Annotated in this window: 20 protein-coding genes and 1 riboswitch; of the genes, 3 read left to right on the forward strand and 17 right to left on the reverse strand. The window is 49.8% G+C overall.

Features of this window, described 5'->3' with window-relative positions; all coding sequences use genetic code 11:
• Positions 1-158 precede the first annotated feature (158 nt).
• A complete protein-coding gene (gene gpr / locus L5656_RS00005; protein WP_297197145.1) occupies positions 159-1,136 on the forward strand; it encodes a GPR endopeptidase in 978 nt (325 codons plus the stop codon).
• A gap of 39 nt (positions 1,137-1,175) precedes the next feature.
• On the opposite strand, the gene L5656_RS00010 is transcribed toward gpr, so the two are convergent.
• The 4 genes from L5656_RS00010 to L5656_RS00025 form a co-directional block, all read right to left on the reverse strand.
• Positions 1,176-1,535 carry an alpha/beta-type small acid-soluble spore protein gene (locus L5656_RS00010; RefSeq protein WP_297197148.1) on the reverse strand — a complete coding sequence of 120 codons (360 nt, stop codon included), beginning with the start codon at positions 1,533-1,535 and terminating at the stop codon, positions 1,176-1,178.
• A 135-nt stretch (positions 1,536-1,670) separates the two neighbouring features.
• Positions 1,671-2,066: a hypothetical protein gene (locus L5656_RS00015; protein WP_297197151.1), complete on the reverse strand. Its 396-nt coding sequence runs from the start codon at positions 2,064-2,066 to the stop codon at positions 1,671-1,673.
• A gap of 78 nt (positions 2,067-2,144) precedes the next feature.
• Entirely contained in the window at positions 2,145-4,190 is a 2,046-nt protein-coding gene (gene recG, locus L5656_RS00020; protein WP_297197154.1) for an ATP-dependent DNA helicase RecG, read from the reverse strand.
• 18 nt (positions 4,191-4,208) lie between these two features.
• Positions 4,209-4,466 carry a DUF1858 domain-containing protein gene (locus tag L5656_RS00025; protein ID WP_297197157.1) on the reverse strand — a complete coding sequence of 86 codons (258 nt, stop codon included), beginning with the start codon at positions 4,464-4,466 and terminating at the stop codon, positions 4,209-4,211.
• A 133-nt stretch (positions 4,467-4,599) separates the two neighbouring features.
• Here L5656_RS00025 and rpmB point away from each other — a divergent pair, with 133 nt between their 5' ends.
• Positions 4,600-4,788, forward strand: a complete 189-nt coding sequence (gene rpmB, locus L5656_RS00030; protein WP_297197160.1) for a 50S ribosomal protein L28 — start codon at positions 4,600-4,602, stop codon at positions 4,786-4,788.
• Positions 4,789-4,833: 45 nt separating this feature from the next.
• Here rpmB and ribH read toward each other — a convergent pair whose 3' ends face one another.
• The 5 genes from ribH to L5656_RS00055 all read right to left on the reverse strand — a co-directional run bounded on the left by ribH (position 4,834) and on the right by L5656_RS00055 (position 9,167).
• The gene (gene ribH, locus L5656_RS00035) at positions 4,834-5,316 is read right to left on the reverse strand and encodes a 6,7-dimethyl-8-ribityllumazine synthase (RefSeq protein ID WP_297197163.1); all 483 of its coding nucleotides are present in this window, start codon (positions 5,314-5,316) and stop codon (positions 4,834-4,836) included.
• Between the two features lie 37 nt (positions 5,317-5,353).
• Positions 5,354-6,565, reverse strand: coding sequence for a bifunctional 3,4-dihydroxy-2-butanone-4-phosphate synthase/GTP cyclohydrolase II (locus L5656_RS00040; protein WP_297197165.1), 1,212 nt, complete (start codon positions 6,563-6,565; stop codon positions 5,354-5,356).
• 28 nt (positions 6,566-6,593) lie between these two features.
• A complete protein-coding gene (locus L5656_RS00045; protein WP_297197168.1) occupies positions 6,594-7,259 on the reverse strand; it encodes a riboflavin synthase in 666 nt (221 codons plus the stop codon).
• Between the two features lie 100 nt (positions 7,260-7,359).
• Positions 7,360-8,469: a bifunctional diaminohydroxyphosphoribosylaminopyrimidine deaminase/5-amino-6-(5-phosphoribosylamino)uracil reductase RibD gene (gene ribD, locus L5656_RS00050; RefSeq protein WP_297197171.1), complete on the reverse strand. Its 1,110-nt coding sequence runs from the start codon at positions 8,467-8,469 to the stop codon at positions 7,360-7,362.
• Positions 8,470-8,520: 51 nt separating this feature from the next.
• A riboswitch (FMN riboswitch) is annotated at positions 8,521-8,643 on the reverse strand.
• Between the two features lie 110 nt (positions 8,644-8,753).
• Positions 8,754-9,167, reverse strand: a complete 414-nt coding sequence (locus tag L5656_RS00055) for a secondary thiamine-phosphate synthase enzyme YjbQ (RefSeq protein ID WP_297197175.1) — start codon at positions 9,165-9,167, stop codon at positions 8,754-8,756.
• 123 nt (positions 9,168-9,290) lie between these two features.
• Here L5656_RS00055 and L5656_RS00060 point away from each other — a divergent pair, with 123 nt between their 5' ends.
• Positions 9,291-10,124, forward strand: a complete 834-nt coding sequence (locus L5656_RS00060) for a KaiC domain-containing protein (RefSeq protein WP_297197177.1) — start codon at positions 9,291-9,293, stop codon at positions 10,122-10,124.
• A gap of 70 nt (positions 10,125-10,194) precedes the next feature.
• Here the strand turns inward: L5656_RS00060 and rpe are convergent, their stop codons facing one another.
• Genes rpe through L5656_RS00100 form a run of 8 tightly spaced genes read right to left on the reverse strand, consistent with a single transcriptional unit; the run spans position 10,195 to position 18,119 of the window.
• Positions 10,195-10,857 carry a ribulose-phosphate 3-epimerase gene (gene rpe, locus L5656_RS00065; protein ID WP_297197180.1) on the reverse strand — a complete coding sequence of 221 codons (663 nt, stop codon included), beginning with the start codon at positions 10,855-10,857 and terminating at the stop codon, positions 10,195-10,197.
• Between the two features lie 5 nt (positions 10,858-10,862).
• Positions 10,863-11,765, reverse strand: coding sequence for a ribosome small subunit-dependent GTPase A (gene rsgA, locus L5656_RS00070; RefSeq protein WP_297197183.1), 903 nt, complete (start codon positions 11,763-11,765; stop codon positions 10,863-10,865).
• Positions 11,766-11,774: 9 nt separating this feature from the next.
• Positions 11,775-13,610 carry a Stk1 family PASTA domain-containing Ser/Thr kinase gene (gene pknB, locus L5656_RS00075; RefSeq protein ID WP_297197186.1) on the reverse strand — a complete coding sequence of 612 codons (1,836 nt, stop codon included), beginning with the start codon at positions 13,608-13,610 and terminating at the stop codon, positions 11,775-11,777.
• A gap of 4 nt (positions 13,611-13,614) precedes the next feature.
• Positions 13,615-15,006 (reverse strand): peptidoglycan D,D-transpeptidase FtsI family protein, encoded by a 1,392-nt coding sequence (locus L5656_RS00080; protein ID WP_297197188.1) that lies wholly within the window; start codon positions 15,004-15,006, stop codon positions 13,615-13,617.
• Between the two features lie 7 nt (positions 15,007-15,013).
• A complete protein-coding gene (locus L5656_RS00085) occupies positions 15,014-16,246 on the reverse strand; it encodes an FtsW/RodA/SpoVE family cell cycle protein (protein WP_297197191.1) in 1,233 nt (410 codons plus the stop codon).
• Entirely contained in the window at positions 16,239-16,949 is a 711-nt protein-coding gene (locus tag L5656_RS00090; RefSeq protein ID WP_297197194.1) for a Stp1/IreP family PP2C-type Ser/Thr phosphatase, read from the reverse strand. Before L5656_RS00090 ends, L5656_RS00085 begins: the two co-directional genes overlap by 8 nt.
• Entirely contained in the window at positions 16,903-17,382 is a 480-nt protein-coding gene (locus L5656_RS00095) for an FHA domain-containing protein (RefSeq protein ID WP_297197197.1), read from the reverse strand. Before L5656_RS00095 ends, L5656_RS00090 begins: the two co-directional genes overlap by 47 nt.
• Positions 17,379-18,119, reverse strand: a complete 741-nt coding sequence (locus L5656_RS00100) for an FhaA domain-containing protein (RefSeq protein ID WP_297197200.1) — start codon at positions 18,117-18,119, stop codon at positions 17,379-17,381. The genes L5656_RS00095 and L5656_RS00100 overlap by 4 nt, the downstream gene beginning before the upstream one ends.
• Positions 18,120-18,121: the final 2 nt, after the last annotated feature.

Genomic DNA, 18,121 nt, shown 5'->3' on the forward strand with positions numbered 1-18,121 from the left:
TTCCCCAACGTTCCTGCTGCCCAAATGCCCATCCCCACTAAAATGTTACTCTAAGCCTAAAGAATTTATTCAACACCGGGGAAAAGATTCCCTTCTCATGCATATTTTTTTTCATTCTGGATACCCTACAACAAGAAAACCAAGGAGGAAAATGGCCTGTGGACCGCTACCAGTTTTATCGGGTTTGTGGAGTAAACTTGGACCTAGCAATAGAGGCCCATGCTCTTTTACGGGGCGCTACCAAGCGCGAAATTCCCGGGGTCAAAGAAGATAAGGAACATCACCCCCATGCAACTATCACAACCATACACATTTTTAATCTGGAAGGAGCCCGAGCTTTGGGTAAGACCCCAGGTACATACATTACTATAGAAGCTCCGGCCTTACTTAGGGCCGATCCCCCGGTACAGGAAGCTGTAGCGCACCTGCTCTCACAAAAATTAACCTTACTGCTTCAAAACCTGAAAATTGGGCCAGCAGACCCCGTATTGGTAGTAGGCCTGGGTAATTGGCAGGCTACACCAGACTCCTTGGGTCCCAAGGTCATCAGTGAATTTACTGTTACAAGACACCTGTTTCAATATGCTCCACAAACTTTACCTCCCGGCAGCAGGCCGGTAAGCGCCCTTTCTCCCGGTGTCCTTGGCACCACGGGTATCGAAACTGCGGAGATTATACGGGGCGTAGTAGACCGTACCCAACCCAAAGTCATCATAGCTATCGATGCTTTAGCTGCTGGAGACCTACATCGCATAGGTACCAGTATTCAACTTACGGATACCGGTATCAGCCCGGGTTCAGGAGTAGGCAAGCAGCGTATAGCTATAAACCGTGACACCATGGGCATACCGGTCATAGCCGTAGGAATACCAACGGTAGTCCATGCCGCTGTCATCATCTACGAGACCTTAGCCAGAACACATCAAAGTATTCAGGCCGAATTTTGGACTGGAGATCCTAATTGGGTTAAAGGTTTAATCCAGGAAATATTAAAACCCTTCGGCGGTAATTTAACGGTCACCCCTAAAGAAATAGACGACCTAATCCACAATTTGGCTTGGGTGGTGGGAGCTGCCCTCAACCAAACCTTACATACTACTCTTCTAAAAACTAAAGCGGCTATTCCCCTACATTAAAAAGGCGGGCTGAAAGCCCGCCTGAAAAGGGAAAGAGGGTTAGACCATACCGGTAGACTGGGCATTATACTGCTGAGCATTGAGGTTCAACCTTTGCCCACCGGTGGTAAAAGCGGGATTGGGGCCGCTAATCCGCCCGGTTACCTGCTCAGCAGCGCCCAGCTCAACATCGCCACCAAGGCCGCCAGCGGCAGTCCCGGTGAGCGTTTGCTCATAGGCGGCGATCATCTTTTTAACCATCAACCCTCCAACCGAGCCGTTTACCTTGGAGGGCAGATCGCCGAGGTAACCGCTGTAGTTGGAGATCCCCAGCTCACTGGCCACTTCCTGCTTGAATTTCTCCATCTGAGCCCGAGCCTGCGGGATCAAAAGGCGGTTGGTCCTGCCTCCACGGGGCATCTATTTCACCTCCTTAACCTTTAGTCTAGTTCTAGTATGCTTCGTAAGGACCCTTTTATGCCGAAGGACAGCTAGTATTATTTGGTCAGCATAAATTGTCATTACATACTTAACAAACTAAATTTATTTTTTGTTTTACAGCTTTCCGCCGTGCTCCTCTATAATCTTTTTGGCCTCCCCTGCCCGATTTTCGGGTACCACAACCGTAACCAAAAAGCTTTCGCTTCCTGCCACTCCATAATCATGCAAACCCATTCCACTCACGGAAGGGTCAGCACCTAAAAGGGCCCTGGTGTCCGTTTTTACCTGGGGATTAACATCTGCACTGTACAAGGTTAGGCCTGTGATAGTGTTGGCCTGGTTGGCCACAGGGTTGTTGTACTGGTCATTAAAACGGACCCCAAATCGGCCTACCCTATCAAGTTGAGCTGTACGGAACCCGGCCTTCTTCAACGCTAGCACAGCCTCCTGGGCGGACCTGTTACTGGAAAAGTAAGCCAGTAAGGCTTGCTCCCCTTCCTGCAACTGCATACCTTACCTCCCCCCAGAAATTTTGTCCAAAGTTATTGAATACCCCTGATTTAGTTTATCTGGAGCAAAGAAAAAAATTCATAATTTAAGTTGCTGGATTTTACTTTCGGCCAGCGCTCTCAAGACGGCAAATTCAGGACGGTCAAGGTACCCCGAAGAAATAAGGAAGTGGGCATCTTTTCGGGCTTGTTCCAGAGCTTTAAGGTCCCGCGGAAACTCAGCCAAGCGGAATTCCGGCCATCCGTGTTGGCGGGTGCCGAACAATTCTCCTGGCCCGCGGAGCTGAAGGTCTGCCTCGGCGATGGCAAAACCATCGTGGTTTTCCACTAATACTTTAAGCCTGCGCCTTGTTTCTTTATCATTGCTCTTTGTGACTAAAAAGCAGTAAGCCTGGTGGTGGCTACGAGCTATCCTGCCCCTGAGCTGGTGGAGTTGGGCCAATCCGTAGCGCTCAGCGCCTTCTATCATCATTACTGTGGCATTAGGTACGTCTACTCCCACCTCAATAACTGTAGTTGTAACCAAAATCTGGATTTCTCCTTGGCGAAAACGCTCCATAATTTCTTCTTTTTCGGTAGGCCGCATCCTTCCGTGAAGGAGGCCTATCCTAAAATCCGGGAATACCTCGGTCTGTAACTCCTGGGCCTTGGCCGTAGCTGCAGCTGCTTCCAAAGCATCACTTTCCTCAATCAACGGACAGACAACATAAGCTTGCCGGCCGGCCAAGACTTCCCGGGCGATCAAGCGGTAAGCCTGCTGCCTCTGACTTTCGTACAGAATATAAGTTAAGACCGGTTTTCTTCCCGGTGGTAACTCATCTAACAGAGACACATCGAGGTCGCCGTAAGCTACTAGGGCCAAAGTCCGGGGAATAGGGGTGGCAGTCATAACTAAAACGTCGGGCAGCAAGCCTTTTGAGGAAAGTTCTGCCCTCTGGCTTACACCGAAACGGTGCTGTTCATCGATGACAGCAAGACCCAAAGCTTTAAAGTTTACATCCTGTTGGATCAACGCGTGAGTGCCTATGACAATAGGTATATACCCATCTTCTAACCCGATCAAAATTTTCTCTCTGTCTTTACGGCTCGTACTTCCAGTAAGCAAAGCTACGGGCAAACTCAAGGGGGCTAACAGACGTTTGAAAGTTAAAAAGTGCTGTTCAGCCAGCACTTCGGTAGGTACCATGAGGGCCCCTTGCCAGCCCCCGGTAGCTGCTTTAAGCAAGGCCGCGGCGGCCACGATGGTCTTGCCCGACCCCACATCACCTTGCAAAAGCCTCGCCATAGGGCGGGGAGCTTCCATATCCGCGAATATTTCCTGTATGACTCTTTCCTGGGCTTTAGTCAACGAAAAAGGTAGATTACGTAAAAATCTTTCCACTAAAGTATTATCACGGCTATGGGCAATACCCGGAGCAATCATCCTGCGCTTATGAGTATGTAGAGCTAAGGCTAGTTCCCATATCAGTAACTCCTCATAAACTAACCTTCGTCTTGCCTGGCGCAACGCTTCTTCATCGGCCGGGAAGTGGATATCTTTTAAAGCTTTGGATAAGGGTACCAGGCGATACTTCTCCCGCCATTTTAACGGTAACGTTTCCTCTACGGAGGGAAGGCATTCACTAAGGGCTTGGAAAATAACCTTACGGAACCACTGCTGCGTTAGTCCTGCTGTGGAAGGATAAAAAGGTACTAAATAGCCAGTATTCAGGCTTGAACCCTCATTATCCACCAATTCATATTCTTCTACCTGGATTTCCGGGAAAATAGAGCGGCGGCTAACTTTACCGGTAAGAAGCACTAAGCTGCCTGGGGGCAGCCGCCGTTTAATGTAGGGTTGGTTAAACCACAGGGCATAACCCCTATGCTGCCCGTCGGATATCTCAGCTCGTACGAGCACAAGGTTAGGGCGTATATCCCTTTGTTCCCAACCCACTACCATGACCCTTACAGTAACGGTTTCACCAGGGACTAATTGAGTTAAAGGCTTAAGCTGCCTCCGGTCCTCATAACGCCTGGGAAAGTGATAAAGCAGATCCCCGGTAGTACGAATACCAAGATGTGCAAGCTTGGCCGCCTTCTTGTCCCCGACATATTTAACTTGAGCTACTGGCTTATTTATCATAAGCTTCCCAGACCTTTTTTAGTCCTCCCTTTGCGCCCGTATAGCCTTATTAAGGTCTGCTAATAATTCTTCTAAGTTAATTCCATGCATTCGCGCTCCCGTCTCAATAGTTTCCGACATAGCACCCATACATTCCAAGCAACCCATGCCGTGACGGATAAAAATGGAACGTACTTCAGGATAGGCCTGTAGGACTTCCATGATAGAAAGGTCCTTGGTAATTCTAAGAGGTATAACCTCCGCTTTCTGTCCATGCCAACCTCTGGCCTGTCTCATACTGTACACTTCCTTTGCTTTACAGTAGTTGAAGCCGTCTTCATCTTCGACAGCTTGCCTCCCCCTATCCTTGCGTTATAAAAAGAACTTTGGTAAAATAAGCGGCGTGATACTTTAAAGAGAGGTGGATTTTATGGCTGTCTGCGCTATATGCGGTAAGAAAGCTGCTACAGGGCATCAAGTTAGCCACTCTAATATTAAGACCAAAAGGAAATGGTTCCCCAACCTCCAACGTGTTAGAGCGGTTATCAACGGTACCCGCCGCCGTATTTATGTATGCACCCGTTGCCTCCGCTCTGGTAAGGTCCAACGGGCGTTATAGGGAGCCTGTTAGGAAATTTAAAAGGCGGGAGGAAGGGAAGTACCTTTAATTTAGCCTTCCTGCGGGGCCATCTAGATCCTTAAGAAGGTTGGCCATCTCTATGGCAGCCATAGCAGCGTCGAATCCCTTATTTCCCGCCTTGGTTCCCGCCCGTTCGATAGCTTGCTCCAAATTATCTGCCGTAATAAGTCCGTAGATTACGGGAACGCCAGTAGTCAAACTAACCTGAGCGATTCCCTTGGTGACCTCTGCCGCTACATATTCGAAGTGGGGAGTAGCCCCTCTAATAACAGCCCCCAAGCAAATAACGGCATCGTAACCCCGCTGGGCGAGCCGCTTGGCAACAAGGGGTATCTCAAAGGCTCCCGGTACCCAGGCCACATGGATATCCTCTGCTCCAGCGCCATGACGTTCCAGTGCATCCAGGGCGCCGGATAATAAACGGTGAGTTATAAACTCGTTGAAACGGCTTACCACTATCCCAAATTTTAAGCCTTTAGCGGTAAGTTTTCCTTGAAAAGTAACCATAGACTGTTTGTCCTCCCTTTACCTACTTTTTGGTTTCCTATCCTATCTTGAGCCAATGGCCTAATTTTTCTTTCTTAACCTGAAGATAACGGCGGTTGATACCGTTGGGCTTAATCTCAAGGGGTACCCTTTCTACTACTTTAAGCCCATAGCCTTCTAAGCCGGCTATTTTACGGGGATTATTAGTTAAGAGTCTCAATTCCCGAATTCCCAGATCGGCCAGGATCTGGGCTCCGATCCCGTAATCACGCAGGTCCGGGGGAAAACCTAAGGCTTCATTAGCTTCAACTGTATCCTTACCTTCTTCTTGTAGCTTATACGCCTTTATTTTGTTTAAAAGCCCGATACCCCTTCCTTCCTGGCGCATATACAGAAGCACGCCGCGGCCTTCAGCCTCGATCAGGCGCAGAGCCCTCTCTAGTTGTTCTCCGCAATCGCACCTTAAGGATCCGAACACATCCCCTGTAAGACATTCCGAATGAACCCTTACCAGTACGGGCTGGCCGTCATCCACAGTGCCTTTTACTAAAGCAAGATGTCCCTTTTTCTCCAGGATATCTTCGTAGGCTATGGCCCGGAATTCCCCGTAACGAGTAGGCAGGTGGGCCTCCGCCACACGACGAATGAGCTTTTCTGTCCGACGCCGGTACTGAATAAGGTCGGCAATGGTGATTATTTTTAGGTTATGGCGCCGGCAAAACTCCATTAATTGCGGTACACGAGCCATGCTTCCATCGTCGTTCATTATCTCGCAAATCACCCCTGCAGGGTATAGACCGGCCAGTCTAGCCAGGTCTACAGCAGCTTCCGTATGCCCTGCACGCTTAAGCACACCGCCCTCCTTGGCCCGGATGGGAAATACATGCCCGGGACGGCGCAGATCGCTGGGTTTAGTGTTGGGATCGATTATCTTTTTTATCGTCAGGGCTCGCTCGTAAGCAGAGATTCCTGTTGTCACCTCGGCTGCATCTACGGAAACAGTAAACGCCGTGCCTTGAGCTTCTGTATTTTCGGCTACCATAGGTCCTAACTCTAATTCATCCAACCTCTGCCCTATTATAGGCATACATATAAGGCCGCGGCCGTAGGTGGCCATAAAATTTATGATCTCAGGAGTGACTTTTTCCGCCGCTACAACCAGGTCTCCCTCGTTTTCCCTGTCAGGGTCGTCTACTACCACCACCATCTTACCCTGGCGTATATCCTCCAAAGCCTCTTCAATAGTATTAAAGCGGAATTCTTCGGTCAATTCTCCCCCACCTCCTTAGGTGCCCGATTTAAATAAAACCATATCTAGAAAGAAATTCCAGTGTAATTCCTCTTTCTCTGGCCTGTTCTATTTTCGAGGATACCGCTTCCAGACCGCAAAGACCTTCTAAATACCTTGCTATCAAATCTACCTCAATGTTTACCTCTTCACCTACGCCCTTTGAGCCCAGGATGGTGGTGTGCAGAGTATGGGGAATGAGCCCCACTTTAAAGGTAGAATCTCGCCGTTCTATCACAGTTAAGCTCGTCCCATCCAGGGCTATGGAACCTTTAGGAACCACATAGCGCTTTAGGTGCTCAGGTAAGCTTACCGTTATCTCTTGAGCCCGCCCCACGGGTCTTCGCCCAAGTATACGCCCTACACCATCCACATGGCCGCTTACCAGATGCCCTCCCATGCGGTCTCCCCAGCGCAGGGCCCTTTCCAAGTTTACACTTTCTCCCACCTTTAGCCGACCCAAGTTGGTGACCTTAAGGGTCTCCTCCATTACTTCGGCAACAAAAGCCCCCTTTTTAATTTCCACCACTGTAAGGCAGGCTCCGTTTACAGCTATGCTGTCACCTACTTTGGTGCCTTCCAACACTTTTTGAGCTTGAATGACAAGGCGCGCTCCTAAGAAGTAAACTTCTACCTCCCTTACCCTTCCGATCTCTTCGATTATTCCAGTAAACACAGGCCTTTAGCCTCCCTGTCGCCATCCTTTGGAACCCAAGTCCCGCTTAAGCTCTACCGAATTCTTTTTAAACTCCTTCCTTAACTGTAGACTCCCCCTACTACGTAGAGTCTTTCTTTACTAAGCCGGTTATCATTATATCGGTACCTGAAGGCTGGACCTCTACTTCCTCCAGTCTCCAGGCCTCATCCGGCCGACTTATGCCTGCGCCTCCTACAGGTCCAGGGGCCTCCCTCCCTCCAAAAATCTTAGGGGCGATAAAAACTATTACTCTATCCACTATACCGTTTTCTAAGGCTGAAGCGTTGACTTCTGCCCCTCCTTCTAGAAGTACACTAGTTATCTCCCGCTCACCTAAAGTTTTGAGCAAGGCCGCCCAAGAAACCCGGCCCCGTTCGGAGGGAAGGATGAGCACTTCTACTCCCAATCTTTCTAATTCTTTTATCTTCTCCACCGGAGCCCGGTCAGTAGTAGCCACCCACGTGGGCGCCGGAGAAGAAGGATTGATAACCTTAGCGTTAAGGGGCAGCCTCAAAGAGCTGTCTAAAATAACCCTTACGGCATCCCGTCCTCCGGGCAAGCGGGTGGTGAGTAGGGGATCATCAGCCAGAACCGTTCCGATACCTACCAAGACAGCATCGTGGGTGTCCCTCAGCTCGTGAACCTTCTGGCGCGACGCCTCACAGGTTATCCAGCGCGAGGCACCAGTGCGCGTGGCTATCTTACCGTCCAGAGTCATAGCCACCTTCATAGTTACCCAGGGCAGGCCGGTAGTTATATACTTGCTGAAGGCTTCATTCAACCGCCCGGCTTCCTGCGCTAAAACCCCTACCTCTACCTCTATGCCGGCCTCTTTGAGCTGCCTTATCCCCTCACCCGCTACTTTAGGATTGGGATCGGGCATGGCTATGACTACCTTACGAATACCCGCAGCTTTAATGGCCTCGGTACAAGGAGGTGTCCGGCCGTAATGGCAGCACGGCTCCAAGGTAACGTAAAGGGTCGCACCCCGGGCCATTTCCCCGGCCGCCTTCAAGGCGTGTATTTCAGCATGGGGGGTACCTGCCTTCTGATGATAACCTTCACCCACTATCTTACAGTCCCGAACCACAACGGCCCCAACCGCGGGATTGGGCCTTGTCCTCCCCAGTCCCTGCCTGGCAAGCTCAAGGGCCCTTTGCATAAAGACCTTATCGTCAACCCTACACATAAAAAATAAAACCCCGTTCGGCCTCCTCGGGGCAGGAAAAAGAACACTTTTTGACGTCTTCTCCCATCCAGACTTTCACTGTCGGCCCCGGAATTCCACCGGGTCAACTGCTTTTAAAGCAGCTCGCGGGCTTTCACCGCCGGTCAGGAATTTCACCTAGCCCCGAAGACGTCTGAATGAATTATAGCACCCCTCACTTTCTACCGTCAAGGGAAACGGGCTATCTCACCCGGTATCAACGATAACCTCGCTTACAGCAACTTGCCGTTCCGGCGGTATAGAAACTATTCACCCAGTACTTTAATAATAACCCTCTTTCTTCTCCGCCCGTCGAACTCCGCGTAAAATACCTGCTGCCAGGGCCCCAAATCCAGCTTGCCTCCCGTAACAGGCAAGACAACTTGGTGGTGGACCAGTATACTCTTTAGGTGCGCATCGCCGTTATCCTCGCCTGTTCGGTGGTGGTGATAAGGTTTACCAAAGGGAGCGATCTCTTCCAGCATCCCATCTAAATCTTGGATAAAACCTTCTTCATCGTCGTTTACAAATACGCCGGCAGTAATATGCATAGCAGATACCAGAACCATTCCTTCCTGGATACCGCTCTCTCTTACCGCCTTTTCTACTTCACCAGTGATATTTATATACTCCCGGCGCTTCGGGGTGTTAAACCAGAGGTATTTGGTATAAGCTTTCATTTTTACTTTCCTCCCTTTTGTACTCGCCGAGTTTCTACTCCTTGACTCGGGTTCCGGTACCATTCTAAAATGGACAGCAGGTAAGCGCCATACAGCCTAATAAGTCTAGAGAGGGGGAAGAAGTTGCGACTTCTAACCCTTAAGCAACTTGAGGACCGTATTCCTAAGCTTTTCGGTATCCCTTCAGGTATTCCAGGACTAGACGACCTTTTCTTTACCTTCACCATGGAAGAGGAGGGCTACCGTAAGGTACCTTTAAAGGGTCTGCCTTCAGCTTCGGTAATCCATATTACCGGTGTACCTGATACAGGTAAGACCCTCATGGCTGAGCAGTTCGCTTTAACCCAGGCTTCCCGCCAATTCGCTACCCTTTTCGTTACTGTGGAAGTCCCTGCTCCCTTCCTGGCCCAGGGACTCCGTCAAAGGGCGCAAGCGCTAAGCTTGACTTGGGAGGATATCGAAGACAATATCTTTATATTAGAGCTTGCCCGTTTGCCTGAGGTGCGGGACAATATAGGAGACCTGTGCAATCACTTAGCGCAGATCATCAGAGAACATGATATAAAAAGTTGTGTTATAGACTCAATTACTGGACTTTATGAAGGTAAAGAAACTGCAGCACGCTCAATAGTGCGCCGGCTCTATGAGCTGATGAAGGAGCATTACCAGACGGCTATCTTCATCTCCCAGAAACGCAGCAGCCACGAGGAAATGTCCTCCGAAGCAGCCGGCGGATACGGTGTATCCCACATTTTGGATTGCACGCTCGTTCTGACCAAAATGGTGGTCAGCCGCAGCACGTCTTCCTTTTATGGAAAAGAACCCGGAGACATAGTACGTACAATAAGGATTGATGGCTGTCGCGTATGTGGTCACGATCCCCGTGTGCACCTTTTGGAAATCGAAGAAACGGGTATCGTACGTGTGGGCCCTGCCCTCAGCGCCAGGGCTACCTAGCAGGGAACACGTTGAAGCATATTTCCGTCGGAAAATGCCGGGAAAAATCGTTTAATCCCCTCATCTTGGTTTAGCCAGCTTGGCTTGCAGCACGATGGAGAGCTTTAAAAGCGGCCGCCCTGTCCTGTTGGCCGAAAATAGCGCTCCCCGCAACTAGAACTTGTGCGCCGGCCCGGCATACAGCAGCAGCGTTATCTTGGCTGATCCCTCCATCCACCTCTATTAACACTTCTTTCCCCTGGTCTTTTATTAATTTAGCCAATTCCTCTATCTTCTTTAACATAGCTGGAATAAAACGCTGACCCCCGAAGCCGGGATTCACAGTCATGATCAGGATCATATCTACTTCATCGAGGATCCACTCCACTCCCCTCAGGCTAGTAGCTGGATTCAAGGCCACCGCTGGACGGCAACCGGCCTCCCTGATCTGGTGAATTACCTTATGAAGATGGGGGCAAGCTTCTATATGCACTGAAATCCATTCTGCTCCAGCTTCAGCAAATTCCTTTATAAAGTTCTCCGGACGCTCTACCATCAAGTGTATATCAAAGGTCATATTGGTGTAGGGCCTTAAAGCGGAGACTACGCCCGGACCAAAGGTGAGATTGGGTACAAAATGCCCGTCCATTATATCCACGTGTAGCCATTTAGCTCCTGCTGCCTCTACACAAGCGACTTCCTCCCGCAGGCGCCCAAAATCGGCTGCAAGTAAGGAGGGTGCTATAATGGCCATTATCCTTAGTAACTCCTCTCGGCTTCTATGACCTCTGCCAAGAATTTTAGATAGTGTTCATAACGGTGTCGGGGGATAAGACCTTCCTCGACCGCTTCGCGTACTTTACAACCGGGTTCGGCCCGGTGCAAGCAAGAATGGAAGCGGCACTCTGCCCTTAATGGCTCCATTTCTAGAAAATAGCCGGCTAATTCTTCTCGCTTCATTTCAGGGAGGTAAAGCCGGCTAAAGCCGGGAGTGTCAGCAACCATGCCCCCTGCATCAAGCATAAGGAGTTCCACTTGCCTTGTGGTATGACGCCCTCTTCCTAGCTTCCTGCTTACCTCACCGGTTTTTAAGTTTAACCCTGGCTGAATAGCGTTAAGTAGGGATGATTTCCCTGCACCCGACGGACCCGCAAAGGTGCTAATATGCCCTTTTAAAGCCTCTCGTAAGCTTTCTATGCCTTCTCCCGTTTTAGCACTCGTAACCAATACTCGGTAACCTAAGCCTTCATATAAGGACGGCAGATGTATAAAATCTTTTCTGGCCGTATCGGCTTTATTCCAGCAAATAAGAGGCTCCGTACCGTTGGCGAGGCTAAGGACCAAAAGCCTGTCCAAAAGTTCAAGGTCGGGTGGGGGCTCCTCCAAAGACATAACTATAATGACTTGATCCACATTGGCCACCGGGGGTCGCTCAAGCTTGGTCTTGCGAGGTAAAACATCTTCGATAACTCCCTGTCCAGGGGCCACTTCCCGAAATTTAACGCGATCCCCCGGCAAGACCTCTTTTTCTTCCTTCCGGAAACGGCCCCGTAAGCGGCATTGGTAGACCCCTCCGTCACCTTTTACAAAATAGAAGCCCCCGACACCCTTAAGCAGTATCCCTTCCTTCAAAATATCTTTTTCAGATATTTTCCCACTCACAACCTTCCCCTATGGCACCGCCCTTTCTAAGATCATTTCATCGTCCCTGAAAACCTGTAACTTCCCTTTTCCATAATAAGGAACGACCGCCACAATCTTTTCTCCCGGCTTCTGAATATCATTATATTCCTCGTGGGTACCCTTGGCATCAATAACGACAATCCTTATCCTGTGTTCCTTTCCGTCTGAGCTGGGTGGTACGGTAACCACCGCTTCTTGCCTAGCCGGTCCCGGTCCCTGGCTGACCACCAGATTAACTGGGCTCCCCTGCAAGATAGAGGTTCCCGGTTGAGGATCTTGGTTTATTATTACTCCTGCGTAGTGTTCCTCATTTCGCTGGTAAGTTATAGTGCCCGGCTCTAACCCGCTTTCCTTTATCCTCTGCTGGGCTTCGGTTAAATTCAAGCCTATCAGGTTGGGTGTGCGCACATATCTGGGTTCCGGCCCCTTGCTTAAAGTAATCCTCACCTCGCTTCCTTCCGGCCTCAGAGTACCGGCCGGCGGGTCCTGAGCTACTACAGAACCTGCCTCGATGGTAGGATGGTGTACCCCCTGGGGATCAACGATTACTGCAAATTTTTCATTCTGCAACGTGGTTCTGGCCAACCGTTCGGGATAACCCACAACATTTGGCACCTGGTGCATCCGCGGGCCTAAACTAATTGTAAGGAGTACCGGACGTGACCGCTTAATTTTCTCTCCCGGTTTAGGATCTTGAAAAATCACCCTCCCCGGGGGAACTTCCGGGTGGTTCTGCCTGGCAGTCACCTGCCCCTTAAGACCTGCCGCGGCCAGCCTATCCAGAGCTTCACCCTCAGGTAAACCTTCAACCGATGGGACTACTACCTCCCCTACGATAAGATAATACCGGAAACCGGCCCAAAGCCCTCCGGCCGCCAAGCCCAGAAAGGCAAGTACAACCAGCACCCAGGCCCATATCCTAGGCTTGCGTGCATTGGCCTGCGTAGGAGGGTCCTTTTCCTGTGCCAAAAGGGGCAACTCTTTGGTAGCAAAATTATCATCTTCTAACATGGTACGAAGAGCCCGCAGGTCAGCCCTTAGGGCAGCTGCAGTAGGGTAGCGCCGGCTTGGGTCTTTGTCTAGCGCCCGCAGGATTACTCTTTCCAGGGCAGGAGGTATGTTAGGGTTTAACTCCCTAGGTGGCCGGGGCTCTTCCTGGAGGTGCTTTAAAGCTACCGCTAAAGGCGTATCTCCCTGGAAAGGGACCTCACCTGTAACCATTTCATAGAGCACTACCCCTAAAGCATAAATGTCTACAGCCGTCCCTGCGGGCTCGCCGCGAGCCTGTTCGGGAGCCAGGTAATGTACAGACCCCAGCAAAGTTCCGCTATAGGTGAGGGTGGCTTCGGTCATGGCTTGGGCGATTCCAAAATCGGTGACCTTAACCCGCCCATGCTTGGTAATAAGAATATTGTGGGGTTTTACATCTCTATGGACTACTCCATTTTCATGGGCGTGTTCTAGGGCATCACAGATCTGGATGGCTATATCTAGCGCCTCAGCAACGGGCAGGCATCCCTTTTGTTTAATGACTTCCTTTAAGGAACGCCCCTCTACGTATTCCATAACGAGATAATGCAGGCCGTTTTCCTGGCCTACATCGTAGATACTAACCACATTAGGGTGGGAAAGCTTAGCTACGGATCGCGCCTCCTGTTGAAAACGGGCTATAAAATCCTTATCGTTAGCAAACTGTTCGCGCAAGATTTTAATAGTAACGCTCCGGTGGAGCAGACGGTCTTCACCACGGTATACTTCAGCCATGCCGCCGCCACCTAAAGCTTCCTTGATTTCATAGCGGCCTTCTAAAGTTTTCCCGATCACACTTTCACCGCCTTAAGGCTTTAGCTATGATTTCGCGAGCTACTGGAGCCGCTGCTTCCGCTCCCGCTCCGGCATTCTCCATAACAACACTTACGGCTATCCGAGGATTTTCCGCCGGTGCAAAAGCGACAAACCAAGAATGTGCCTTACCTTGCGGGTTTTGAGCCGAACCCGTTTTACCTGCAACTCGTATTCCAGGTATCCCAGCGGTCTGACCAGTACCCTCTTCCACGACAGAAACCATAGCTCCTCTAACAATACTCGCTATGCTGGGTGAAGTAACCACTCTCGCCAACCTGGGTGTTACTTCCCTGGTAACTTCCTCTTTATCATTTATGATTTTGGCCACCAGAAAAGGTCTCATCAACAAGCCTTCATTAGCTATGGCTGCGGCCACCATGGCCATCTGCCAAGGAGTAGCCAATACCTTCCCCTGGCCTATAGCACCCTCGGCCAATAAATTAGCGTCACTATCTTCAGTAAAAGGTGCCAGGGAGGTGGCCACGGGCAGATCAAAATCAGGGTCCTGGTTAAAGCCGAGATTATCTGCCACCTCTTTAAGGGCCGTGGGCCCTACCTCCATAGCCAGTTGCGCAAAGGCTACGTTACATGAATACATCAGGGCTTCCCTGAAATTAATATTACCATGAACTCTGGGACAAGTCAGCCTACGGCCTTCAATTTCTATATATCCCGGGCAGTAAAAACGCCTTTCGGCTATATTTAAATTCCTTTCCAAAGCTGCTATGGCGACCACTAATTTCATGGTGGAGCCTGGAGGATATAGTCCTTGAATAGCCCTATTCAAAAGGGGGCTACCTTGCCTGGGATCTTGTAGTAGTTCCCATTGCTCTTCTATATTCTGCGGTTCGAAGGAAGGGCTGCTGGCCATGGCCAAAATTTCACCGGTCCGGGGATTTAAGGCCACCGCCGCGCCCCGGTATCCTTCCAACAACCGGAAAGCAAAACGCTGCAATTCGGCATCCAAGGTTAAGCCTAGGCTGTATCCTTTACGAAGCATACCCTGCAACTGGCGGAACTCATTAAGATAACCCAGGCTCCCCCTAAGCCCCAACAATTCCCCATTATAAGCTGCTTCTAAACCGCTCATGCCGAGCTTAGGTGATGTGTAACCTGTTATATGGGCTGCGGCCCTTCCTAAAGGATACTCTCTAACAGGCCTCCCCGGAGAGTAATTTGTACGGGCGAGAACCTTCCCCTCCCTATCCAGCATACTCCCCCTTAAGGTCTTTTCTTCCACCAGTTTAAGACGAGGGTTTAAGGGATGAAGGTAAAGCTCATGTGCTTTAAGGACCTGAAGATAGGTGAGATGGAGAAGCAGTATAAAAAACATCGCTACCATTGCCAAAGCCAAGTGCCTCACATACCTGTCCATAATTCCCTTACACCTTACGCTGAGCTGCGCTCACATTTAGAAGCAAGCCCAAAATAAGGTAACTAATGATCAGAGAGCTTCCCCCGTAGCTCACAAAAGGAAGAGTGACACCGGTCAGGGGCAAAAGTTTACTTACTCCAGCTATAATAATAAAGGCTTGAAAAGTAATGAGCATAGTCAAACCGGCCGCTAGCAAGGTACCTTGTTCCTCAGGTGCTCTTAGGGCTGCCCGTAAACCCCTGTAGCCTAAGAGAAGGTAAAGCAGGGTTACTCCAAAACTCCCTACGAAACCCATTTCTTCCGCTATGGTGGCAAAAATAAAATCAGTGGCCACTGCAGGTATGATCTGTGAGTATCCTAATCCTACACCTGTACCCCAGACTCCTCCACTGGCTATAGCTAGCATTCCTTGAATCACCTGGTACCCTGCTCCTTGGGGATCCTCCCAAGGATCAAGCCATATATTCACCCTAACCTTAAGATGGGGAAAAATTAGGTATGCTCCGAGGGATCCCAATGCAAACAAAAAGCTGCCTGCTGCTACATAACGTTTTTTTCCAGTAGCCAGGTATATTATACCTAAGAGAACAACCAACAAAATTAAAGCAGAGCCGAGGTCACGTTGGAACACTAAGAGAAGGACCGCTAAACCTACACCAACGAAAAGAGGTCCCCACGACCGGGACCAGCCCGGCTCAACCAGCATAAGCTCCTTCTTTTCTTCCAAAAATCCCGCCAAAAAAAGCACGACCAGTACTTTTACCGCTTCTACCGGCTCAAGGCTCAAAGGACCCAAAACTATCCAACTTTTAGCTCCGCCTATGCGGGTTCCGGCAATTATGGTTAAAGTTAAAAAGATGAGCCCTAAAGTGAGATACAGATACGGATACCGGAGCATCCGTTGATAATCTCTGCCTTTTAAACAGACACCGACTAAAGTAAGCAAGCCCAATCCCGTCCAGGCCACCTGCCGTCTGGCTAATACAGGATCTAACCTAAAAAGAAAAATTAGTCCTAGGCTAGTCAGCATGGCAGCCAGGGGTAATAAATATTCGTCTCCTTCATGTTTGCTGGCTTTTAGTATAAAATGCGCGCCTAGAAAAGAACTGAACAAAAGGCTGAGCTCACCAATGTCTATAGAAGCGAGCGACCCTTCTCCCATCTGTCCATAAAAATAACCGCTTAATAGTAAAAGGTTTGGCCATAAAAGGAGGGTAAACTCCCTCCACCTTCTATTCATAAGCTCCCAGCACCACCGTAATGTTGTCCGGGCCTCCCCGTTCCAACGCCAGGGTGACAAGGCTTTGCACTGCTTTTTGAAGCTCCCTATTTAAAGTCAAAATCTCGGCGATCTCTTCATCCTTTACGACTTCAAGGAGCCCATCGGTACAAAGAAGTAAAAGGTCTCCTGTTTTAAGCCCAACAACCCGCGTGTCTACTATAACGTCGGCTTCTGTACCTAAAGCCCTCGTAAGTATATTACGCTGCGGATGAAAACGCGCTTCCTCTGCCGATAGGCCACCGCTTCTTACGAGTTCGCCTACATAAGAATGATCGCAAGTCAGGGCTTCTAAATGTCCGTCACGGAAAAGATAGGCTCGGCTGTCACCTACATGGGCCAAAAAGGCTTGGGAACCGACTACCCACGCCACTGTCAAAGTAGTCCCCATTCCGCTAAGTTCGGGCCTCAGGCAGGCTGAACGATACACTATTTCGTTTGCGAAACGCACAGCGGCCTGTAGCTCGGCCAATGGATCGTTAGCTACACCTTCTTTTAATCTTTCTGACAGAGCCTTAAGGGCAAGAAAGCTTGCTACCTCTCCCGCCTGGTGTCCGCCCATCCCGTCAGCAACAGCTAAAACTCCTTTCTCCACATCCACTAAGAAGGCATCTTCATTATCTGGTCGTATTAAGCCGGTATGGGTAAGTGCTTCGGCCCGCATTTTCCCACCCCACTTCAAAGGTCACCCCGCCGATACGTATTTTCATTCCTGGTACCAGGTCTACAGGCCCTTTAATGCGCACACCGTTTACATAAGTCCCGTTAGTGCTACCCAAGTCGCGTATCTGCCATCTCGGGCCTTGGCGGGTAATTATAGCGTGGCGACCGGAGACATGGCTTTGCTTAATAACAATATCGTTCCATTCCTCCCTTCCTATCATAATACTTTCTGCAAGGGGGTACACTTGTCCTTTTTTTAGATTAGCATTCAGGCTTTCCCTTACCCTGAGAACTAGATTCCCTGACTTTACAGGGTAATTTACCCGGGCATCCTTGAATAAGTCCCGGTACATTAGTCGTAAAACATGAAATAGAAACAAATAAAGGAGAAAGACGAACAAAAACCGAAATATGATCATAAGCCAGGGGGTCATTGGCTTACCACCTGCAACTGCAAGAGGGTACGCCCTACCTGGATATAGTCTCCAGGGTTTAAGAGGGCTCGCTGGACCGGCTGGCCGTTCACCATAGTACCGTTTCTGCTCCCTAAATCGGTTAAGATGCTTTTCCCTTCTTCTACTTCAATTTGGCAATGCTGCCTAGAGACTTGCTCATCCGTTAAGAAGACTTCACAAGTAGGATTGCGTCCCAGTACCTGCCGGCCTTCATGTAAAACGAAACTGCGACCTTGGTCAGGACCCTCCAATACCAAAAGCCTGAGTTCCTGGCGGCGGGATGGAGACGAGACCCCGTCCTTTACAGGATGGTATATCATCGTATCCTCTTCAGAAGAGGGAGACCACTGCTCCTCCATCCGGGCATGGACGCGGAGTTCTCCAGGCGGAAGTTCCTCGTCAAGCTCCCACTGAACTTTTATATCGCCGACCAACGTATAATTTTGTGCCGCAGCTCTTTCTTTTAGATACTCGGCTAATTCAGCGGCCAAAGCCTTTTTGTACATGGAGAGGTTTTCAAAATCCCGGGGGCTTAAATACACTAAATATATATTCGGTACGTAGATCTTATTAACGCTTACGGAACGATGATCCATCATAACCCTGCTCAGGGCTTTAGCGATCTCTACTGGTTGGAGGTGATGCTCCTTCCCCCGCTGGAAAATACCTTCAAAAAGCCGCCGCCCCCAGCTCTCTATATTTTCAAGCCAACCCACGG

Origin of the sequence: Thermanaeromonas sp. (genome assembly GCF_021890735.1) — a bacterium.
Lineage (GTDB): Bacteria > Bacillota > DSM-521 > Neomoorellales > Neomoorellaceae > Thermanaeromonas.